Below are 19,180 nucleotides of genomic sequence, written 5' to 3'. Positions count from 1 at the left end.
AAATGACGACGCACCCGCCCCTGCCCACCATTCGCCCCCTGCTCGACCCGGCCCCCGAATACGCCAAGTGGCGGTCCGAGGAGCCCGTCCGCCGGGTGACGATCTGGGGCGACAACAGCCCCTGGCTGATCACCGGGTACGAGGACGCCCGCACCGTCCTCGCCGACCCCCGCTTCAGCGCCGACGCCAACCACCCGGCCTTCCCGCACACCCGCCCCGGCGCGCCCCCACAGGCCCCCGGCCTCTTCCACCAGATGGACCCGCCGGACCACACCCGGCTGCGCCGCATGCTGATCCCCGACTTCACCTTCCGGCGCATCGAGCAGATGGAGGGCGCGATCCAGCGGATCTGCGACGACCTGCTGGACACGATGACGGCGGACGGCACCACGGAAGCGGACCTGGTGCCGTCCTACGCCCTGCCGCTGCCCACCCTGGCCATCTGCGAACTGCTCGGCGTCCCCTACGAGGACCACGGCTTCTTCCGCGAGAAGTCCAACGCCCTGACCAGCGTCGCGGGCGACCCGGCGGAGGCCATGGCCGCCCGCATGGCGCTCTACGGCTATCTGCGCGCCCTCATCGAGCGGCGCGCGCAGGACCCCGCCGACGACCTGATCTCCCGGCTGGCCACGGAGCGCGTGGCGACCGGCGAGGCCACCCTCGACGAGGCCACGGGCATGGTCTCCCTGCTCCTGCTGGCCGGCCACGAGACGACGGCGAACATGTTCCCGCTGGCCGTGATCGCCCTGCTGCACAACCCGTCCCAGCTGGACGCCCTGCGCGCCGACGACTCCCTGTGGCCCGGGGCGGTGGAGGAACTCCTGCGCCACCTGACCGTCATCCACTCCGGGATACGGCGGGTCGCCACGGAGGACGTCGACCTGTCCGGCGTCCGCATCCGCGCCGGCGAGGGCGTGGTCGTGGCACTCCAGGCCGCCAACCGGGACCCGTCGACGTACTCCGGCCCCGACTCGCTCGACGTCCACCGCGACGCGTCCGGCCATCTGGCCTTCGGCCACGGCCTGCACCAGTGCCTCGGCCAGTCGCTGGCCCGCGCCGAACTCCGTCTGGGCCTGTCCACCCTGTTCCGCCGGCTCCCGGCCCTGCGGATGACGGCCTCGCCCGACTCGCTCGCCCTGTCGGCCAGCACCGTCCACGGGGTGCGCTCGCTGCCGGTCGCCTGGCGGTGAACCTGCGGTGGTCGCACTGCCCTGTTATAGAGGCAGTCATGACCACCATCAGGCTCGTCCAGGGCGACATCACGCGAGAGTCCGCCGACGCGATCGTCAACGCCGCGAACTCCTCCCTCCTCGGCGGGGGAGGAGTCGACGGTGCCATCCACCGCCGAGGCGGCCCCGCGATCCTCGCCGAATGCCGCGAACTGCGCGCCTCTCGGTACGGCAAGGGCCTGCCGACGGGACAGGCGGTCGCCACGACGGCCGGAGAACTGGACGCGCGGTGGGTGATCCATACGGTGGGCCCGGTCTGGTCGGCCTCCGAGGACCGCTCGGACCTGCTGGCCTCCTGCTACCGGGAGTCGCTCCGTGTGGCCGATGAGCTGGGTGCCCGTACGGTGGCGTTCCCGGCGATCTCCACCGGCGTCTACCGGTGGCCGATGGAGGATGCGGCACGTATCGCGCTGGAGACGGTACGGAACACGCCGACCGCCGTCGAAGAGGTGCGCTTCGTTCTCTTCGACGACCGGGCGTACGAGGCGTTCGCCCGGCGACTCGGCTGACGGACACGGTGGCTGTCGGTGGCCAGGTGCCGGGCGGTTCCCCGATCTCTCTGCACGCCGAGGCGTGCCTAGCCGGCTTGCAGCGCGGCGAGGAGCCTGGTTCGCAGGAGTTGCACGGCTGGGGAGTGCTGACCTCGGCGGATGATGAGTCCGAGCCGGGCGTGCGTGGTGGCGTCGGTGAGCGGGATGGTCTGCAGGCTGGTGCCTTGCGTGGAGGAGGCGCTGAGCACGGCAACGCCCGCGCCGCGCTCAGCGAGGCGGAGCAGGGTGACCGGAGAACTGGCGTCGATGTCCACGCGTGGGCCGAGACCGATCCTGCGGCAGGAGTCCTCATAGGCGGCGCGGATGCCGCTGCCTGGGGAAAGGCAGAGAATCTTCTCGCCCCGTAGGTCGCCGAGGCGCAGTTCCGGCCGGTCGAGGGGGTGCCCGGCAGGGACGGCTGCGGTGATCGGCTCGTCGGTGACGATGCTCGCCTCCAGGCCAGGGGTGACGCCGTTCGCGTAGCCGATCAGGGCGAGGTCGAGAGAGCCGGCGAGGACCTGGGCCTGGAGATCATCGGAGTAGCCCTCGTGAAGGCTGACCTCGATGCCGGGGTGAGTGTGGCCGAGGACGGCGATGGTGTCGAGGAAGGCCGGGATCGAGCAGCCCATGATCATGCCGAGACGGACCCGACCGCGGACGGCATCGGCGAACTCGGCGGCGGTGTGCTTGATGGCCTCGAGCGTGGCGAGGGCGCTTTTCGCAAGGGGGAGAACGGCCTCGCCAGCCGGGGTGAGGCGGATTTGGCGACCGGAGCGGTCGAGCAGTTGTTGGCCCAGCTCCAGCTCCAGCTTGGCCACTTGGGTGCTGATGCCGGACTGGCTGACGTGCAGGCGATGGGCGGCAGCGGTGAAGGTGCCCTCGTCCACGATCGCGGCGAAGTAGCGCAGCTGGTGGATCTCCATATCCAGTGATGATAGATGCCATCTGATCCATCTGTTGGACGGATGGAACAGAAGATTCAAGGATGGAGGCATGACGACGAGGACCGCGCGAGAGGTTGCCGAGACCTACTTCACCGCCTGGGAGGCGGGCGACTTCGATGCCTTGCGGGGGGTGCTGGCCGAGAATGTCGACTTCGTCGGAGCGCTGGGAACGGCGTCGGGGGTGGACGAGGCGCTCGCTGGGCTGAAGGGGCTTGGCCGGGTACTGGAGAAGATCGACGTGAAGGTGCGGGTGGCGGAAGGTGGTGAAGTGATCACCTGGTTCGACCTGTGCACAAGCGTTGCGCCACCTACCCCGACGGCGAACTGGATGCATGTGGAAGACGGGAAGGTCACCCGGATCCGGGTGACCTTCGACCCCCGGGCACTCCTGGCGGGATTCGAGGCGCAGAACGCGGCGGGCTCGTTGTCCGCAGAGGTATGAGCACCAGCGACGCTGGCTGGCTGGCACTCGGTCGTCAGGCGTCGAACTCCTGGTCCCGGGTCTCCGGCAGGGCCAGCAGGCACAGGAGGCTCAGCAGGCAGAGTCCGCCGGTGTAGAAGCCGAGGACGAGCGGTGAGTCCCAGTGGCTGTTCAGCCAGGTGGCGACCAGCGGGGCGAAGCCGCCGCCGAGGGTGTTGGCGAGGATGAAGGCCGCGGAGGCGCCGGTGTAGCGCAGCCGCGCCGGGAAGAGTTCGGGGAGGAAGGCCGCGACCGGGGAGAACATCAGCGCGAGCAGCATGAGTCCGACCGTGTAGGCGCCGGTGATCACCCAGGGGTCCCGGGAACTCAGCGAGGCGTACATGGGCACCGCCCACAGGACGCAGCCCACGGCTCCGGTCAGCATCACCGGGCGTCGGCCGATCCGGTCGGCCAGCCTGGCGGCCGGGAGGGTGACGGCGATTCCGGCCGCCGCGCCGACGCTCGCGGCGGTCAGCATCGTGTTCTGCGGGATGCCGAGTTCCTTCGGCCCGTACGAGAGGCTGTAGACGATCGTCAGGTAGTAGACGGCCGAGCCGCCCAGCGCGGCGCCGATGCCGAGCAGCAGTCGTCCGGGGTGCCGGGTGAGCAGCGTACCGAGCGGGAAGCGGGACGTCGGTGCGGGTGCCCTCTCCGGGGCCCGCGCCTGCGCCTCGGCCCGCGGCGTGAACACCGGTGACTCGGAGACCGTCGTACGCACCCACAGGCCGGCCACGACGAGCACGGTGCTGAGCAGGAACGGGATCCGCCAGGCCCAGTCGGTGAAGCCGTCCCGGCCCGCGATGTTCAGGGTGGGCAGGATGACCGCGCTGGACAGCAGGAAGCCGAGCGAGGGGCCGACGTTCGGGATGGACGCGTACAGCGCGCGGCGTCCGGGCGGCGCGTGCTCCGCGGCGAGCAGCACCGCCCCGCCCCACTCGCCACCCATGCTCACACCCTGCAGCAGACGGAGCGTCACCAGGAGGACGGGGGCGAGGAGTCCGGCGGTCTCGTAGGTGGGGAGCAGTCCTACGCCGACCGTTGCGACGCCCATCAGCAGGAGCGAGGCGACCAGGGCGCGCCGGCGGCCCAGGCGGTCGCCGATCGTCCCGAACAGCACGACGCCGAGGGGACGGGCGACGAAAGCCGCGGCGAACGTGAGGAACGCGGCCAGGGAGGAGACGGCGGCGTTGCCGGAGGGGAAGAAGGCGGGGCCGAGGACGAGTGCGCTGGCTGTGCCGTACACGGCGAAGTCGTAGTACTCGATCGTGGTGCCGACCAGGCTCGCGGCGGCGGCACGCGATGCCTGGGGCCGGGCGGCGGTCCCCGGGATCGGCCCTGGGGACGTAACGATCACGGGTGCTGCCTCAGATGGCAATTCGGGCATGGGGAATCCATTCAGATGGGGACGGAGGGCACCCTAGACCCGGGAATTCAATTTCGACAAGAAATTGACGAGGAAGTCGCATCGTTCGAAAAGCCGGACAGTGGGATCGGCTATTTGCACGCGTCATCAGTAATGAAACACCCGATGCGGCTACGAGTTCGGACAGATCTACCTAATGCATGGAACTGCACCCCAATATGCACCTCTCCAAGGCGTCAACCCCCCGCCACCTGTCAACTTCCTTTCAATATTTATACGCGCAATTGCATGAATATTTGCCTCCCGACGCACCCTTGCCAACGGCTGATCAAGCGCGGAATGCTGACGCCCCGGAGGAACTTGAAACTTCTACGACCGTCGATTTTCGGACATTGAAGGAACGCGCACCAATGACTATGGATGGGGGCGGAGCGTTACCCATGCTGAAAACCGGCAAGCTATTTCGCTTGAGAAGACTTTCGCTGGCCGGAGACGGCCGGCATCTCCTCGTACCGCTCGACCACAGCGTTTCGGACGGCCCGATCGTCCCCGCCGACCAGTGGGACGGCCTGGTGCGCGCACTGGTGGACGGCGGGGCCGACGGGATCATCGTCCACAAGGGACGTGCCCGCGCTTTCGCTCCGGACATCCTCAAGAGCTGCGCGCTGGTGGTGCACCTGAGCGCCAGCACCGCCCACTCCGCCGACGTGCACGCCAAGGTGCTGGTCGCCGATGTCGAGGAGGCGCTGCGGCTCGGCGCGGACGCGGTGAGCGTGCACGTCAACATCGGCTCGGACACCGAGGCGCAGCAGATCAGCGATCTCGGGGCGGTGGCGCGTTCCTGCGACGCGTGGGGCATGCCGCTGATCGCGATGGTCTACCCTCGCGGCTCCCGGATCGCGGATCCGCGCGACCCGGCCCTGCTCGCGCATCTGGCCAATGTGGCCGCGGATCTGGGCGCGGACATGGTGAAGACCTCCGTCGCCCTGCCGCTGGAGCGGATGGCCGAGGTCGTGGCGGCCAGCCCCATCCCGATCCTCGCGGCCGGCGGTCCGCCGGACGGCTCCGACCTCGTCGCGTACGGCACCGCGGTGATGGATGCCGGCTGCCAGGGGCTGGCCATCGGCCGCCGGATCTTCTCGGCCCCCTCCCCCTGTGCGCTGGTGTCTCGGCTCTCCGCCGTCGTGCACCGCGGAGCTCGGAGCGTCCCGGACGCCGACCGCGCCTCCGGCAAGAGCACACAAACCCCCACCGACTACTCGACGATCGTGGCAGGTGTCGCATGAGATTCGCATGGATCGACCTCCGTGAAGTCCCCCGACAGCAGATCCAGGCGGTCGTGGACGCCGCCGTCCATGCCCGGATGGCGGGCGTGCTCTCCGCCGACGCCGAGTTGCTCGCGACGCTGCCCCCGACCGTCACCCGGGTCCTGGCCGACGGGGGCCCGGCCGGGGCTGCCGTCGCCGCCGCGAAGAAGCCCGACGGCAAGACGGCGAAGCCCGCCGCCGACGGCAAGTCACCGGCCGAGCCCGCCGGTTCCGCGGCCGGTACCGGAAACCCCGCGTCCCGCCCCGGAGCCGACGTCCTGCTGCGGACGTTCACCACCCAGGACGAGCTGGACGCCCTCGCCGCGAGCAACCGCGCCGTCGGCACCGGCACGCCCGGTACCGGCACACCCGTAGCCGGATTCATCGACGTACGGGACGACCGCACCCTGCAGCTGTCCTGCACGGGCGCCATGGCGCTGCCGTACACCGTCATCCACTTCGCCGACCCGACCAAGATCCCACTGGAGATCGTGCTCGCCGCGGCCGAGTCGGCCGAGGGCAAACTGGTGACCGTCGTCGACGGCCTGGAGGAGGCGGCGATCGTCTTCGACGTGCTGGAGCGCGGCTCGGACGGCATCCTGTTCACGCCCCGCAGCGCCGACGACGTGTTCGCGCTGGCCCGGCTGCTTCAGGCCACCACACCCCAGCTGGAGCTGTCCACGCTGACCGTGGAGAGCATCCGGCACGTCGGGCTCGGCGACCGGGTCTGTGTGGACACCTGCTCGCACTTCGAGGAGGACGAGGGCATCCTCGTCGGTTCCTACTCCTCCGGGTTCGTGCTGTGCTGCTCCGAGACCCACCCGCTGCCCTACATGCCGACCCGGCCGTTCCGGGTCAACGCCGGCGCCCTGCACTCGTACACGCTCGGCCCCGACAACCGCACCAACTACCTCAGCGAGGTCGGCTCCGGCACCGCCCTGCTGGCGGTCGGTGCCGACGGGCGCACCCGGCGGGTGGTGGTCGGCCGCGCCAAGCTGGAGTCCCGGCCGCTGCTGGAGATCCGTACCCACGCCGAGGACGGACGGCTGGTCAGCCTGACCGTGCAGGACGACTGGCACGTACGGGTGCTCGGCCCCGGCGGCAAGGTCCTCAACGTCACCGAACTGCAGACGGGTGACGAGCTGCTCGGCTACCTGGCCACGGACAAGCGCCATGTGGGTCTGCCCATCGGCGAGTTCTGCAAGGAGGTCTGACCGCATGGGCGAACGCGCGGCGAGCCTCGCGCCGGACGGGCACGACGACGGCATGCGGTCCCTCGTCCGAAGTCTCTTCGACGCGCACGACGGCGAACTGCCCTACCTGACCCACCGCCAGGAGACGCTCACCCGAGCGGAGTCGCGCGACCGGGTGGCCAAGCAGGCCGCGGTCTTCGCCGGATACGGCATCGGCGCGGGCAGCACCGTCGGCCTGCGGACGCCGCCCAGCTTCACTCAGGTCGAGGTGCTGCTCGCGCTGTGGGGGCTCGGCGCCCAGGTGCTGCTCTTCGACTTCCGGCTCAAACCGGCCGAGGTCAGCGCACTGTGCGCCTCCTGCCGGCCGCAGTTCATGGTCAGCGCGGGCACCAACGCGCGGGCGACGTTCGGTTTCCGGTCCGAGTACGAGGTCGTCACCGAGCGCGTCGGCGGCGGTCGCCCGGCCGGCACCGGCCACCGACTGGTCCAGTTCAGCTCGGGCTCCACCGGGCGGCCGAAGGTGATCGGCAGAACCGCCCGTTCCCTCGCCGCCGAGGTGGACCGGTTCACCCGTATTCCGGGCATGCCGGGCGCGGGCGACCGGCTGCTGCTGCTCAGCTCGACGGCGCACAGCTTCGGTCTGATCGCCGGTCTGCTGCACTCGCTCGCGGCCGGGGTCTGCGTGGTCTTCGCCCCCCGGATCTCCGCCCGCGACATCCTGCGGACCGCGGTGGAGCACCGGGTCACCACCCTGTTCGGGGTGCCGATGCACTACGAACTCCTCGCCACCGCCGGTGATCCCCCCGCGCTGCCCGAGCTGAGGGTCGCGGTGTCGGGCGGCGAGCTGATGCCCCCGCAGGTCGCGGCGCGGTTCGCGGAACGCTACGGGCTTGCCGTCGGCGAGTCCTACGGCACCACGGAGACCGGTGTGGTCGCCATGGACGCTCACGGCACCCTGCGGCCGGCGGTCGGCCGGGCCGCACCGGGAGTGGTCGTACGGGAACACCGGGGCGAACTGGATGTGGCCCTCGACGAGTCGCCGTACCTCTTCGACTCCGGCGGCACCCAGTACACGGGCGGCTGGCTGCACACCCGCGACCGCGCCACGGTGGACGCCTCCGGGACGGTGCTGGTGCACGGCCGCGCGGACTCCCTCGTCGTGATCGGCGGCCTCAAGGTGGACCTCCTGGAGGTCGAGAACGTGCTCCGCGAGCATCCGGCGGTTCAGCAGGCGGTCCTGGTCCACGAAGGCGTGACCGAGGCGTACGTCGCCCCGGCCGCCGGGGCCGAGCGGCCGTCCGCCGAGGAGCTGCTGCGCTGGTGCCGGGAGCGGCTGGCCGACTACAAGCTGCCGCGGGTGATCCGGGTGCTGGAGTCCCTGCCCCGCACGTCCAACGGGAAGCTGCTGCGCCAGGCAGCGGTGCTGCAGGCGGCTGCGCCCGGCGGCGGTTCCTGACCCACGCGCCACTGACTCCCACACCCCTGCTTCCCTCTCCTGCTTCCCTCTCTTCCTTCCCTCCTTTTCGACCCTTCACGTGGAGACATCGATCATGAGTACGTCGACCCTGGAAGACGAGATCCGCGAGTTCATCCTGACCTCGGTCATCGACGAGATGAACGTCCTGCTGAGCCGCGAAGGCATCACGGACGACAGCCCGATGACCGTCGACGGGCTGGAGGTGGACTCACTGAGCCTGATCGAACTGACGCTGCGGCTGGAGTCACGGTTCGGCGTGGAGATACCGGACACCGACATCGAGCCGCTGGCCTCCCTCACCCTCGGCGGACTCGTTGCCGAGGTGATCCGGCGCGGTGCGAAGGCATGAGCACGGCCACCTTCACCACCGACTCCGTCCGGGAGCTGCTGTCGGACCGGAACATCTTCCCGGGCCTGCCCGACGATCTCGGCGAGGACGCCGAACTGGTCCTGGACTCACTCGGGCTGGTGTGGCTCCTGCATGTGGTCGAGGAACGCTACGGCCTGGTCGTGGAGCCCAGCGACGAGGAGATCTCCGGGCTCACCTCACTGCGGCGGCTCACCGCGTACCTGCGTGCCGTCGAGGAGGGCGGGCGCGATGAGCAGTGAGGTCACGGTGACCGGATTCGGGGTACGCACCGCGTTCGGCACCGGTGCCGACGCCCTGCGGCGCGGGGTCTTCGCGGGAGTCCCCGCCTTCGCGCCCACCACCCGGTTCGACACCGGCCCGTACCGTACGCCGATGGCCGCCGCCGCCCCCGACGGCCCCGACGCGGTCGAGCACTGGGCCCTGCGCCACGCCCTCGCCGAGTGCGGTACGCAGGCCCTCGACATGGCGGGGCTGCGCCCGGGCACGGAGGCAGCGGTCCTGCTCGGCGTGGCAGGCGACCACACCAGCGTCACGCGGTACTGGCGCAACGCCGCCGAGGCCGACGGCGCGGACGCGGCCGTGGAGCGGGCCGCCGACGCCGTACCCGCCCAGCTCGCCGAACTGCTCGCCGCACAGCTCCGGTTGAGCGGACCACGGCTGACCTTCACCAACGCCTGCGTCGCCTCCGCCGCCGCGATCGTCCACGGCTGTCGGCTGATCGCCTCCGGGCGGACCGACGTGGCGATCTGCGCCGGCGGTTACCTGGTGGAGGAGGAGACCTTCGGGAAGTTCGACTCCGGGCGGGCACTGTCCCGGGACGGCATGGTGCGCCCGTTCAGCGCGGACCGCAGCGGGCTGCTGCTCGGCGACGGGGTGGCGGTCGTGGTGCTGGAGTCCGCCGAGCACACCCGGCGCCGGGGCGCCCGGCCGCTGGCGTCGGTGGTGGGCTGGGGCGCGGCCACGGACGCCCACCACATCGCCCAACCGCACCCGCAGGGAGCGGGGCTGGCGCGGGCGGCGCTGCAGGCGATGCGGCTCGCGGGCGATCCGGACGGGGCGGTCCTCGACTACGTCAACGCCCATGGCACCGGCACCAAGTACAACGACGGGGCGGAGACCCGCGGGCTGCGCGCCGCCTTCCCGGACCGGGCCGAGTCGATACCGGTCAGCTCCACCAAGAGCACCACAGGCCACCTCCTGGAGGCGGCGGGCGTCGTGGAGTTCGTGATCACCCTGCTGGCCCTGACGGACGGCGTACTGCCGCCGACCGCCGGGTTCACCGAGCCGGACCCGGAGTGCGACCTCGACTACGTGCCGAACCGGCCACGCCAGGCCGATCTGCGCCGGGCTCTCACCGTCAACGCCGCGTTCGGCGGCGCCAACACCGCACTCGTGCTGGAGCGGCCGTGACGAAGATGACGACGAGCCAGAAGACCGTGCTCCGCGCACCCCTCGGCATTCTCGCCACCGCCACCGCCACCCATGGCACCGGCCGGGACGACGACATCCCGCTGCCGAGGCTGCCCGGCTTCGTGGAGTCGGCGTTCAGCCCGCTGGCGTACGAGGTGAGCAGACAGTGCCTGACCGAGCGGCCGGGTGACTGCTCCCGCACCGCCGTGGCGCTGGGCAGTCTGCTGGGCGACACCACCACCGCCGACCTGGCCAGCAGTCGCATGGTCTCCGGCAAGGTGCACAACCCGCTGCTGTTCATGCAGGCCACGCCCAACTCCGTACTGGGCCACATCAGCCGGGAGTTCCAGATCACCGGGCAGATGTTCAGCATCTCCTCCTTCGACGACCCGGTGACCGAGCTGCTGGCCATGGCGGATCTGCTGCTGGAGGACCCGGAGCTGGACCGTGTCCTGGTGCTGGGTGTGGAGTTGGGCGGCAGCGAGCGGCTGGCCGCCGTGCACCGGGAACTGACCGCCGACAGTGACCGCCCGGTGCCGGACCTCCCCGCGTCCGCAGGCCTGGCGGCCGCGGTGCTGCTCGGCCGTGCCGGGGCCGGGGCGCCGATGACGGTCCGGTCGGCGGAGGCCCCCGGCCCCGACGCCGGGGCCGTTGACCGTCCTGGCGGTATCCAGGGCCTGTTCGACCTGGTCGCCGCCCACCGACGGCTGCTGCGGGACGGCGGGAACCTGCTCCTGCCCGGCCCCGCCGCGTTTGTCCTCACCGCAAGCGACGAGACGGAGACCCATGCTCATCAGTAGGCAGGAGCGGGCACGGATCTGCTCCGACACCGAACTGGGCGCCGGCAACGTCCTGGACCGCCTGAAGGCGTACGGCCGCCCGCTCGACGAACCCGTACTGCGCACGGACGGCACCTGGCGGGCGCCCGACGGCAGCCGCCCCGAGACGCTGACGCTCGGCGAGCTGTACGAGGCGGTCGAGACCTACGCCGGCTGGTACGCCGCCCACGGGGTACGGCCCCGCGACCCGGTCGCCATCCACTCCTACTCCAGCGCCGAGTTCGCGGTGAACTTCCTGGCGCTGACGTCCCTCGGCGCGATCCCGTCGTACGTCAACGGCAATCTCGCCCCGGAGACGGCACGCGCGTACGTACTCCGGCAGGGCGCGGTCGGCGCGTTCACGGACGAGGCGCACCGGGCGGCGCTCGCGGATTCCGGGCCCGGGCTCGCCTTCCACGTCACCGCCGCCGACATCCGCCCGGAGCACCGCGCGTCGCTGCCGCCGCCGTACCCGTACCGGCACGACCCGACCGACCCGGTGCTCATCTCGCACTCCTCCGGCACCACCGGCATGCCCAAGGGCGTACCGCACACCCACCGGACCCTGATGTACGCGCAGCTGCACCGGCTGCGCTACTCCACCGGGACCGACATGGAGCGCACCCTGGTGGGGCTGCCGGGCGCGCACAACGCCATGGTGGCGACGCTGCTGTACTGCCTGCTGCTGCGCACCGACATCAAGCTCCTGTCCAGCCAGCGCGGCGCCGACGTGCTCGACGCGGTCGAGGAGTTCCGGCCGACCACCGTGCTGGCCTTCGCCGGGACGTTCGGCGAGATGGCCGCCGAGGACCTGACCAGGCGTGACCTGTCCAGTGTGCAGGTGTGGTTCAACACCGGGGACGCGGCGCACGAGGCGCACATCCGCGCCCTGGTGGAGCACGGCAGCCACCTGAAGATCGGCCGGGACCTGCGCCGCGTCCGCGTGGACGGTTCGGTCTTCGTGGACGGGCTCGGCTCGTCGGAGGCCGGCTACTCCGTCTTCCACAACCGGCACACCAAGGACACCGACGCCTACTCGCGCTGCATCGGCAAGCCGATCAGCTTCGCCGAGGCCGCCGTGCTCTCGGAGGACGGCATCCCGCTGCCGCCGGGGCAGATCGGCCGCCTCGGCCTCAAGTCCCCGACACTCACGCCCGGTTACTGGAACGACTCGCTGACCTGGAACCGGATGCGGCTCGGCGGCTACTGGCTCACCGGAGACCTCGCCCACCAGGACGAGGACGGCAACTTCTACCACCTTGACCGGGCGCCGGACGCCATCCGCACCCCGGGCGGCATCGTCTTCAGCACCCGCACCGAGGAACTCCTGCTCGCCGAGCTGCCCGAGCTGGCCGACTGCACGGTCGTCGGGGTCGCCCCGGACGGCGTACGGGCGGACTGGGACGGCGACGGAGAGGCCGAGGCGTACGCGCTGCTCCAGGTCGTCGACCAAGACGCTGCCGACGACGAGGTGTGGACCGGGCGCGTCAACGCGGTGCTGACGACCGCCGGATTCCCCCCGGTGCACCGGGCCCTGCGGATGAAGCCCGACGACGTGGCCAAGGGCGCCACCGGCAAGGTTCTGAAACGAGTGATGCGCGACAGGTTCGCCGCCAAGGAGCAGCACGCATGAGCACGAACACGACCGGCGGCGACGGCGTCAACCACCGCGCCCGAGCGGGCGAGGCGTACCGGCTGTGGTGGCAGCACGACGCCAACTGGTACCAGGGGGTGGCCGCGCGGTTCGGGCAGGAGGTCGCGAACGAGATCAACGCCGAGGCGCTGCGCAAGATCGCCCTGCACGTCGCACAGCGCGTCGGCCGCCTCTCCGGTCCGCTCCCGGATACCGGTGACACCCGCAAGGACCTGGAGGAACTGCGCCGCCGCTACGACGACTGCGGTGACCGGATGTTCCCGCCGGAGCTGCGCAACGCCTCCACCGAGATCGAGGACGACGACCTGATCGTGCTCACGCTGAAGCGGAGCTTCGCCGTCACCATGGTGCGGATGGCCGGCTCGCTGGAGGGCTACCGCTGCCCGTGCACGGACATCCACGCGGGCTGGTCGGAGGGCCTCGGCGTGACCCTCACGGAGAACAGGGCCGAGAGCTGCCTGCGGGACGGCGACAAGGCGTGCCGTCTGCTGATGCGGGTCGCCGCGCCGGTCTCCGACGATGGGGAGGGCTGACGCATGCGCGTGCTGGTCGCCGGGGCCACCGGCGTGGTCGGACATCCCCTGGTGGGCGCGTTGCGGGCGCGGGGCCACGAGGTGAGCGCACTGGTGCGGGACGCCTCGCGGGCGCCCGAGGCGGACCGGGTAGTGGTCGCCGACGCCCTCGACCGCGAGGCCGTGCTGTCGGCGGTGTCCGCCGCCCGGCCCGAGGTGGTCGTCCACCAACTGTCGGCGTTGCGGCTGCTGCGCGACGACCCTCCGGCGGCCTTCGCGCAGACCGCGCGGCTGCGCACGGAGGGCACCGCCAATCTGGCCGAGGCGGCCCGCGCGGCCGGCGCACGGCGGCTGATAGCCCAGTCCATCGCCTTCGCCGCCGCGCCGGAAGGGCCGCCGGTCCTCGACGAGGACGCGCGGCTGTACGTGGACGCCTCGGACCCCGGCTGGGCCGCCACCGTACGGGCCGTCGCCGAGCTGGAGCGGCTCGTTACGGGCAGCGACCTCGCGGGGGTGGTGCTGCGGTACGGCACGCTGTACGGCCCCGGCACCGCGTACGCCCGGGACGGCGGGACCGGACAGCGGGTGCTGGGCGGGAAGTTGCCGCTGCCGGAAGGCGGCGCCGGAGTCACGTCGTTCCTGCACGTGGACGACGCCGTGGGGGCCGCGGTGGCGGCCGTCGAGTCGACGGCGACCGGCGTCTTCCACGCGACCGACGACGAACCGACCCCGGCCGCCCAGTGGCTCCCGCACTACGCCCGCGCGCTCGGCGCCCCGCCCCCGCGCACCGTCCCGGCGGCGCTCGCGCCCCGGCTGCTGGGCTGGTTCATGGCCCATCAGCTGACCACGGCACGCGGGGCGGCGAACGACCGGGCCCGTACGGCACTGGGCTTCAAGCCGCTGCACCCGAGTTGGCGGGACGGGCTGGGCAAGGAGTGAGCGGCCCCGTCGACGCCCTCGCCATCTGTGTGATCGGCGCCGGTCCGCGCGGCCTGTCCGTCCTGGAGCGGATCTGCGCCAACGCAGCGGGCACCGCCCGGCCGGTCGCGGTGCACCTCGTCGACCCCTACCCGCCCGGTCCGGGCGCGGTGTGGCGCACCGGCCAGCCGGGCGAGCTGCTGATGAACACGGTCGCCTCCCAGGTGACCCTGTTCACCGACGACAGCGTGGACTGCGCGGGCCCGTCGGTGCCCGGGCCCAGCCTGTACGCATGGGCGCGCATGATCGAGCGGGACACCGAGGGCCACCCGCTCCACGTCCTGGAGGAGGCACGGCGGCTCGGCCCGGACTCCTATCCGACCCGGGCGTTCCACGGCCACTACCTGGAGTGGGTGTTCCGGCATCTCTTACACACCGCGCCCGAGGAGGTGACGGTTCACACGCACCGGTCGACCGCGGTCGCGCTGGACGACACCCCCGACGGAAGGCAGACGGTGACGCTGGCGAACGGCGGACGGCGGGCCGGGATGGACGCGGTGGTACTGGCGCTTGGCCACGCGGAGCAGCTCCCCGGCCAGGAGGAACGCACGCTGGCCGGCTTCGCGGACCGGCACGGTCTGACCTACGTGGGGCCCGCCGGCCCGGCCGACGTCGACCTGACCGGGATCGCGCCGGGCACACCGGTCGCCCTGCGCGGCCTGGGGCTGACCTTCTTCGACCATCTGGCGCTGCTCACCGAGGGCCGCGGCGGCACGTTCAAGGAGAGCGAGCACGGTCCGGTGTACCTCCCGAGCGGCAACGAGCCGGTGCTGTACGCCGGTTCGCGGCGCGGAGTGCCGTACCACTCGCGGGGCGAGAACCAGAAGGGCGCGCTCGGCCGTCACCACCCCCGCTTTCTGACCCCGGAGGTGATCGCCGGACTGCGGCGGCGGCCCGTGCGCTTTCGCCGCGACATCTGGCCGCTGATCGACCGTGAGGTCCGGACGGTCTATTACGAGGCGTGGATCCGCGCGGCCCACGGAGCCCCGGCCGCCGAGGAGTTCGTACGCTCCGCTCTCGCCGGCCGGTGTCCCGAGGCGGCCCTGCTCGACCGGTACGCGGTGCCGGCCGGCGAGCGGTGGGACTGGCGGCGCGTCGAGCGCCCGTACGGCGAGCGCGCCTTCGCCGACCGCGACGACTTCCGGCACTGGCTGCTGGAGTACCTGCGGCGGGATGTCGCCGAGGCCCGCCTCGGCAATGTGGACGGGCCGCTGAAGACCGCGCTGGACGCCCTGCGGGACCTGCGCAACGAGATCCGGCTGGTGGTCGACCACGGCGGCGTCCGTGACACGTCCTACCGTGCCGAACTGGACGGCTGGTACACGCCGTTGAACGCCTTCACCTCGATCGGCCCGCCGGCCTTCCGGATCGAGCAGCTGATCGCGCTGATCGAAGCGGGGGTGCTGCACATCGTCGGGCCGGGGATGCGCGTACGGCCCTCGGCGCGCGCGGGCGGGTTCCTCGTGGACGCGGAGGCGGTGTCCGAGCCGCCGGTGCCGGTCCGCGCGCTGATCGAGGCACGGCTGCCCGGCACCGAGCTGCGGCGCACCGCCAACCCCCTGCTGCGGTCGCTCCTCTCGGCCGGTGACTGTGTCCCGTACCGGCAGGGCGGGCTGGCCGTGACCGACGGCCCGCCCCGGCTGGTGGACGCGGCGGGCAGGGCGCATCCGCGCCGGTTCGCCTTCGGGGTGCCGACGGAGGGGGTGCGCTGGGTGACGGCGGTGGGTGTCAGACCCGGCGTCGGCTCGGTGACGCTGGAGGACTCGGACGCGATCGCACGGGCGGCTCTGGGGTTTCCGGAGGCCGAAGTCCCAGCTTGTTCCGATGTTTTGACGTCACATCAGATATCCGAGACAGGGAGTCGACGAGCGTGAACGCGCTGTCCGTGGGCACCGACGCCGGCCTGCTCGCCCCCACCTGGGCGGACACTCCGGCGGCTGCCGAGGTGACCGACGAGGCCTGGCTGCAGGCCATGCTCGACGCGGAGGTGGCGCTGGCCCGTGCCCAGTACGCCGTCGGGCGCACGCCCGCCGCCGCGGTGGCGGCGATCGCCTCGGCGGCCCGCGCCGACCGGCTGGACCTGATCGCCCTCGCCCGCGCGGCCCGGGCCACAGCCAACCCGGTGGTCGCGCTGGTCACCGCGTTCACCGAGCTGGTCGCCGCCAAGGACCCGGCCGCCGCCGAGTACGTACACCGCGGATCGACCAGCCAGGACATCCTCGACTCGGCGGCCATGCTGGTCGCCCGCCGGGTGCTCGGCCTGATCGCCGCGGACCTGGAACGCGTCCGCGCCGCCCTCGCCGCGCTGGCCGACACCCATCGCCACACCGTGCTGGCCGGGCGCACCCTGGCCCAGCACGCGGTGCCCACCACCCTCGGACTCAAGGCGGCGGGCTGGCTCCAGCTGGTCGCCGACGCCCTGACGCGGGTACGGGCCGTCGCGTCCACGCTCCCGGCCCAGCTCGGCGGCGCGGCCGGCACGCTCGCCGCGTACGGGGAGTACGCGGTACTGGACGGTGGGCGGGGCAAGGGCGGGCAGGGCGAGAGCGGGACGGGCGAGGACGGTACGGAGTTGCTCCGGCCGTTCGCGCGGGCGCTCGGGCTGGCCGAGCCGGTGATCCCGTGGCACACGGCGCGCACCCCCGTCGCCGACCTGGGGGCGGTGCTCCAGCTGGTCACCGGGGCGCTCGGGAAGTTCGCACTCGATGTGCAGACGCTGTCCCGCACCGAGATCGGCGAGCTGTCCGAGCCCGCGGCGGCCGGGCGCGGGGCCTCGTCGGCGATGCCGCAGAAGCGCAACCCCGTGCTCGCCACCCTGATCGTGTCGGCCGCCCGTCAGGTCCCCGCGCATGCCCTCGTCCTGGCCCAGTGCATGCTCGCCGAGGACGAGCGGCCCGCCGGGGCGTGGCACGCCGAATGGCAGCCGCTCCGGGAGGCGCTACGGCTCGCGGGCGGCGCCGCGCACACCGCCGTGGAGCTTGCGGAGGGACTGGTCGTCCGTCCGGAGCGGATGCTCGCCAACCTCGAACTGACCGGCGGCGCCCTCGTCACCGAGCGGCTGACGGTGGCGCTCGCCCCGGCACTCGGCAAGGCACGGGCGAAGACACTGCTGTCCGCCGCCACGGCCGAGGCGGCGGACACCGGGCGCCCGCTCGCCGAGTTGCTGTCCGAGCACCCCGAACTGTCGGCCCGGTTCACCCCCGCCCGCCTGGCGGAACTCCTCGACCCGACCGGCTACACGGGCGCGGCCGACGCGCTCGTCGACCGGGCGCTGCGCAGGTACGGCGACCCGGGCGTCACCCCTGACGAGGAAGGCATGCGATGACCACCGCAAGCAGGACCGAGAAACGGGCGTCACCCACCCGCTCCTGGCCCGTCCTCCTGGTCGTCGTCTGCGCCCAGATGCTGATCTGGCTGGACACCTCGATCCTCAACGTCGCGGTCTCCACGCTGGCCGACCCGGCCGAAGGCCTGGGCGCGACCCCCGCCGAACTGGAGTGGGTGGCGAGCGCCTACACCCTGGTCTTCGCCGGCGCCCTCTTCGCGGGCGGCGCGCTCGCGGACCGCTTCGGCCCCCGAGCCACCCTCCTCGCCGGTCTGGCCCTGTTCGGCGCCGCCTCCGCCGCCGGCGCCTTCGCCCCGAGCCCGGCCTGGCTGATCGTGGCGCGGGCCTTCATGGGCGCGGGCAGTGCGCTGCTGATGCCCGCGACCCTGTCGGTCATCGTGCAGAGCACCCCGGAGGAGAAACGCACCCGGGCCATCGCGATCTGGAGCTCGTCCAGCGGCCTCGGGGTGGCGGTCGGTCCGGTCGTGGGCGGGATGCTGCTCGACCACTTCTGGTGGGGTTCGGTGTTCCTGGCCAACGTGCCGATCGTGGCCCTGTGTCTGGCCGGGGTGGCGGCCGTGGTGCCCGCGCTGAAGGGTCCCGGGCGCAGGGTGCTCGACCTGCCCGGCCTCGCCCTGTCGGTGCTCGGCCTCGGCGGTGTGGTCTACGGCGTCATCGAACTCGGCAACGGCCGAACCTGGTACGGCGCACACGTCCTCCTGCCGCTCCTCCTGGGCGGCGCCCTGCTGGCCGCCTTCGTCGCCGGTCAGCGCAGATCCCCGGCGCCCAGCCTGGACCTGCGGCTCTTCCGGCAACCCGGGTTCACGGCCGGGAGCGTGGTGCTGCTGATCGCGTTCATGGCGCTGGCCGGGCATCTGTTCTACGCGGCCTTCTACCTCCAGGGACCCCGCGGACTCTCCCCCGCCGAGGCCGGAACGGTCATGGTCGCCGCCGCGGTCGGCATCGTCCTGGGCAGCCAGGCGTCCCCGGCGATGAGCAGACTGTTATCGGCCCGCTGGACGATCGCGGCCGGCGTCCTGGCCACGGCGGCCACGTACGCCGGCTATCTGTGGTTCGACGGACGGACCCCCATCACCGTCGTCGCCGCCCTGCTGTGGGTGCAGGGCTTCGGCATGGGTCTGGTCGGCACACCGGTCACGGCCGTGATGATGCGCGGGGTGCCGCCGCGGCTCGCGGGCGCCGGGTCGGCCGTCAACAGCGTCACGCGGCAGGTCGGCGGCACGCTCGGGGTGGCGATGACGGGCTCGATCCTCTCCGCCGTCTACCGGGACCGCATGGCGGACACCGTCCTGCCCGTCGGTCCGCAGGGACTGTCGGCGGACACGGCGGCGCAGGCCCGCACCTCGGCCGAGAGCGCCCGCTCGCTGGCCGGTTCACTGCGACTGCCGGAGCTGGCGGCCGCGGCCGACCGCGCCTTCCTGGACGCGATGTACGCGGCCACGTTCTGGACCGCCGTACTGGCCTTCGCCGGGTTTGTCGTAGCCGTCGTGGGGCTGCGCACACAAGGCGCCGAGAGCAAGAGAGAACAGGGCTTGGGAGAACAAGGCAAGAGAGAACAAGGCAGGACAGGACTGGGGAGGAAGGACTGA

18 protein-coding genes are annotated in these 19,180 nt (G+C 72.1%); 16 read left to right on the top strand and 2 right to left on the bottom strand.

Going from position 1 to position 19,180, the window contains the following annotated elements; all coding sequences use genetic code 11:
- Positions 1-2: 2 nt before the first annotated feature.
- Together IM697_RS30830 and IM697_RS30825 are read left to right on the top strand one after the other, a co-directional pair.
- On the top strand, positions 3-1,190 hold the full coding sequence (locus IM697_RS30830) for a cytochrome P450 (RefSeq protein WP_194039367.1): 1,188 nt from the start codon (positions 3-5) through the stop codon (positions 1,188-1,190).
- 38 nt (positions 1,191-1,228) lie between these two features.
- On the top strand, positions 1,229-1,738 hold the full coding sequence (locus IM697_RS30825) for an O-acetyl-ADP-ribose deacetylase (protein ID WP_194039366.1): 510 nt from the start codon (positions 1,229-1,231) through the stop codon (positions 1,736-1,738).
- Positions 1,739-1,806: 68 nt separating this feature from the next.
- Here IM697_RS30825 and IM697_RS30820 read toward each other — a convergent pair whose 3' ends face one another.
- Entirely contained in the window at positions 1,807-2,682 is an 876-nt protein-coding gene (locus tag IM697_RS30820; RefSeq protein ID WP_194039365.1) for a LysR family transcriptional regulator, read from the bottom strand.
- Between the two features lie 70 nt (positions 2,683-2,752).
- Here IM697_RS30820 and IM697_RS30815 point away from each other — a divergent pair, with 70 nt between their 5' ends.
- Positions 2,753-3,145, top strand: coding sequence for a nuclear transport factor 2 family protein (locus IM697_RS30815; RefSeq protein ID WP_194039364.1), 393 nt, complete (start codon positions 2,753-2,755; stop codon positions 3,143-3,145).
- Positions 3,146-3,179: 34 nt separating this feature from the next.
- Here the strand turns inward: IM697_RS30815 and IM697_RS30810 are convergent, their stop codons facing one another.
- Entirely contained in the window at positions 3,180-4,547 is a 1,368-nt protein-coding gene (locus IM697_RS30810) for an MFS transporter (protein WP_194039363.1), read from the bottom strand.
- A 419-nt stretch (positions 4,548-4,966) separates the two neighbouring features.
- Here IM697_RS30810 and IM697_RS30805 point away from each other — a divergent pair, with 419 nt between their 5' ends.
- The 13 genes from IM697_RS30805 to IM697_RS30745 all read left to right on the top strand — a co-directional run bounded on the left by IM697_RS30805 (position 4,967) and on the right by IM697_RS30745 (position 19,180).
- A complete protein-coding gene (locus IM697_RS30805) occupies positions 4,967-5,812 on the top strand; it encodes a 2-amino-3,7-dideoxy-D-threo-hept-6-ulosonate synthase (RefSeq protein WP_194039362.1) in 846 nt (281 codons plus the stop codon).
- Complete coding sequence (locus IM697_RS30800) at positions 5,809-7,047, top strand: 3-dehydroquinate synthase II family protein (protein ID WP_194039361.1); 1,239 nt, start codon at positions 5,809-5,811, stop codon at positions 7,045-7,047. The genes IM697_RS30805 and IM697_RS30800 overlap by 4 nt, the downstream gene beginning before the upstream one ends.
- 4 nt (positions 7,048-7,051) lie before the next feature.
- Positions 7,052-8,482, top strand: a complete 1,431-nt coding sequence (locus IM697_RS30795; protein ID WP_194039360.1) for a class I adenylate-forming enzyme family protein — start codon at positions 7,052-7,054, stop codon at positions 8,480-8,482.
- A 94-nt stretch (positions 8,483-8,576) separates the two neighbouring features.
- Complete coding sequence (locus tag IM697_RS30790; protein ID WP_194039359.1) at positions 8,577-8,852, top strand: acyl carrier protein; 276 nt, start codon at positions 8,577-8,579, stop codon at positions 8,850-8,852.
- Entirely contained in the window at positions 8,849-9,112 is a 264-nt protein-coding gene (locus IM697_RS30785) for an acyl carrier protein (RefSeq protein WP_194039358.1), read from the top strand. Before IM697_RS30790 ends, IM697_RS30785 begins: the two co-directional genes overlap by 4 nt.
- A complete protein-coding gene (locus IM697_RS30780; RefSeq protein WP_194039357.1) occupies positions 9,102-10,283 on the top strand; it encodes a beta-ketoacyl-[acyl-carrier-protein] synthase family protein in 1,182 nt (393 codons plus the stop codon). Before IM697_RS30785 ends, IM697_RS30780 begins: the two co-directional genes overlap by 11 nt.
- A gap of 5 nt (positions 10,284-10,288) precedes the next feature.
- A complete protein-coding gene (locus IM697_RS30775) occupies positions 10,289-11,083 on the top strand; it encodes a beta-ketoacyl-[acyl-carrier-protein] synthase family protein (RefSeq protein WP_194049954.1) in 795 nt (264 codons plus the stop codon).
- Entirely contained in the window at positions 11,070-12,734 is a 1,665-nt protein-coding gene (locus IM697_RS30770; protein ID WP_194039356.1) for a class I adenylate-forming enzyme family protein, read from the top strand. Before IM697_RS30775 ends, IM697_RS30770 begins: the two co-directional genes overlap by 14 nt.
- Positions 12,731-13,288: a hypothetical protein gene (locus IM697_RS30765; protein ID WP_194039355.1), complete on the top strand. Its 558-nt coding sequence runs from the start codon at positions 12,731-12,733 to the stop codon at positions 13,286-13,288. The genes IM697_RS30770 and IM697_RS30765 overlap by 4 nt, the downstream gene beginning before the upstream one ends.
- 3 nt (positions 13,289-13,291) lie before the next feature.
- Positions 13,292-14,206: an NAD-dependent epimerase/dehydratase family protein gene (locus tag IM697_RS30760; protein ID WP_194039354.1), complete on the top strand. Its 915-nt coding sequence runs from the start codon at positions 13,292-13,294 to the stop codon at positions 14,204-14,206.
- Positions 14,203-16,119, top strand: coding sequence for an FAD/NAD(P)-binding protein (locus IM697_RS30755; RefSeq protein ID WP_194039353.1), 1,917 nt, complete (start codon positions 14,203-14,205; stop codon positions 16,117-16,119). Before IM697_RS30760 ends, IM697_RS30755 begins: the two co-directional genes overlap by 4 nt.
- On the top strand, positions 16,116-17,570 hold the full coding sequence (locus IM697_RS30750; protein WP_194039352.1) for a nitrosuccinate lyase: 1,455 nt from the start codon (positions 16,116-16,118) through the stop codon (positions 17,568-17,570). The genes IM697_RS30755 and IM697_RS30750 overlap by 4 nt, the downstream gene beginning before the upstream one ends.
- A complete protein-coding gene (locus IM697_RS30745; protein WP_194039351.1) occupies positions 17,567-19,180 on the top strand; it encodes an MFS transporter in 1,614 nt (537 codons plus the stop codon). The genes IM697_RS30750 and IM697_RS30745 overlap by 4 nt, the downstream gene beginning before the upstream one ends.

This window comes from Streptomyces ferrugineus, assembly GCF_015160855.1.
GTDB classification, from domain to species: domain Bacteria; phylum Actinomycetota; class Actinomycetes; order Streptomycetales; family Streptomycetaceae; genus Streptomyces; species Streptomyces ferrugineus.
The sequence above is the reverse complement of the archived record's forward strand: the minus strand, read 5'-3'. Positions and strand labels throughout refer to the sequence as shown.

Bases quoted from the DNA above. Each gene is read 5' to 3' on its own strand.
- IM697_RS30830 (WP_194039367.1), top strand. From the start codon at position 3: ATGACGACGCACCCGCCCCTGCCCACCATTCGCCCCCTGCTCGACCCG.
- IM697_RS30825 (WP_194039366.1), top strand. From the start codon at position 1,229: ATGACCACCATCAGGCTCGTCCAGGGCGACATCACGCGAGAGTCCGCC.
- IM697_RS30820 (WP_194039365.1), bottom strand. From the start codon at position 2,682: ATGGAGATCCACCAGCTGCGCTACTTCGCCGCGATCGTGGACGAGGGC.
- IM697_RS30815 (WP_194039364.1), top strand. From the start codon at position 2,753: ATGACGACGAGGACCGCGCGAGAGGTTGCCGAGACCTACTTCACCGCC.
- IM697_RS30810 (WP_194039363.1), bottom strand. From the start codon at position 4,547: ATGCCCGAATTGCCATCTGAGGCAGCACCCGTGATCGTTACGTCCCCA.
- IM697_RS30805 (WP_194039362.1), top strand. From the start codon at position 4,967: ATGCTGAAAACCGGCAAGCTATTTCGCTTGAGAAGACTTTCGCTGGCC.
- IM697_RS30800 (WP_194039361.1), top strand. From the start codon at position 5,809: ATGAGATTCGCATGGATCGACCTCCGTGAAGTCCCCCGACAGCAGATC.
- IM697_RS30795 (WP_194039360.1), top strand. From the start codon at position 7,052: ATGGGCGAACGCGCGGCGAGCCTCGCGCCGGACGGGCACGACGACGGC.
- IM697_RS30790 (WP_194039359.1), top strand. From the start codon at position 8,577: ATGAGTACGTCGACCCTGGAAGACGAGATCCGCGAGTTCATCCTGACC.
- IM697_RS30785 (WP_194039358.1), top strand. From the start codon at position 8,849: ATGAGCACGGCCACCTTCACCACCGACTCCGTCCGGGAGCTGCTGTCG.
- IM697_RS30780 (WP_194039357.1), top strand. From the start codon at position 9,102: ATGAGCAGTGAGGTCACGGTGACCGGATTCGGGGTACGCACCGCGTTC.
- IM697_RS30775 (WP_194049954.1), top strand. From the start codon at position 10,289: ATGACGACGAGCCAGAAGACCGTGCTCCGCGCACCCCTCGGCATTCTC.
- IM697_RS30770 (WP_194039356.1), top strand. From the start codon at position 11,070: ATGCTCATCAGTAGGCAGGAGCGGGCACGGATCTGCTCCGACACCGAA.
- IM697_RS30765 (WP_194039355.1), top strand. From the start codon at position 12,731: ATGAGCACGAACACGACCGGCGGCGACGGCGTCAACCACCGCGCCCGA.
- IM697_RS30760 (WP_194039354.1), top strand. From the start codon at position 13,292: ATGCGCGTGCTGGTCGCCGGGGCCACCGGCGTGGTCGGACATCCCCTG.
- IM697_RS30745 (WP_194039351.1), top strand. From the start codon at position 17,567: ATGACCACCGCAAGCAGGACCGAGAAACGGGCGTCACCCACCCGCTCC.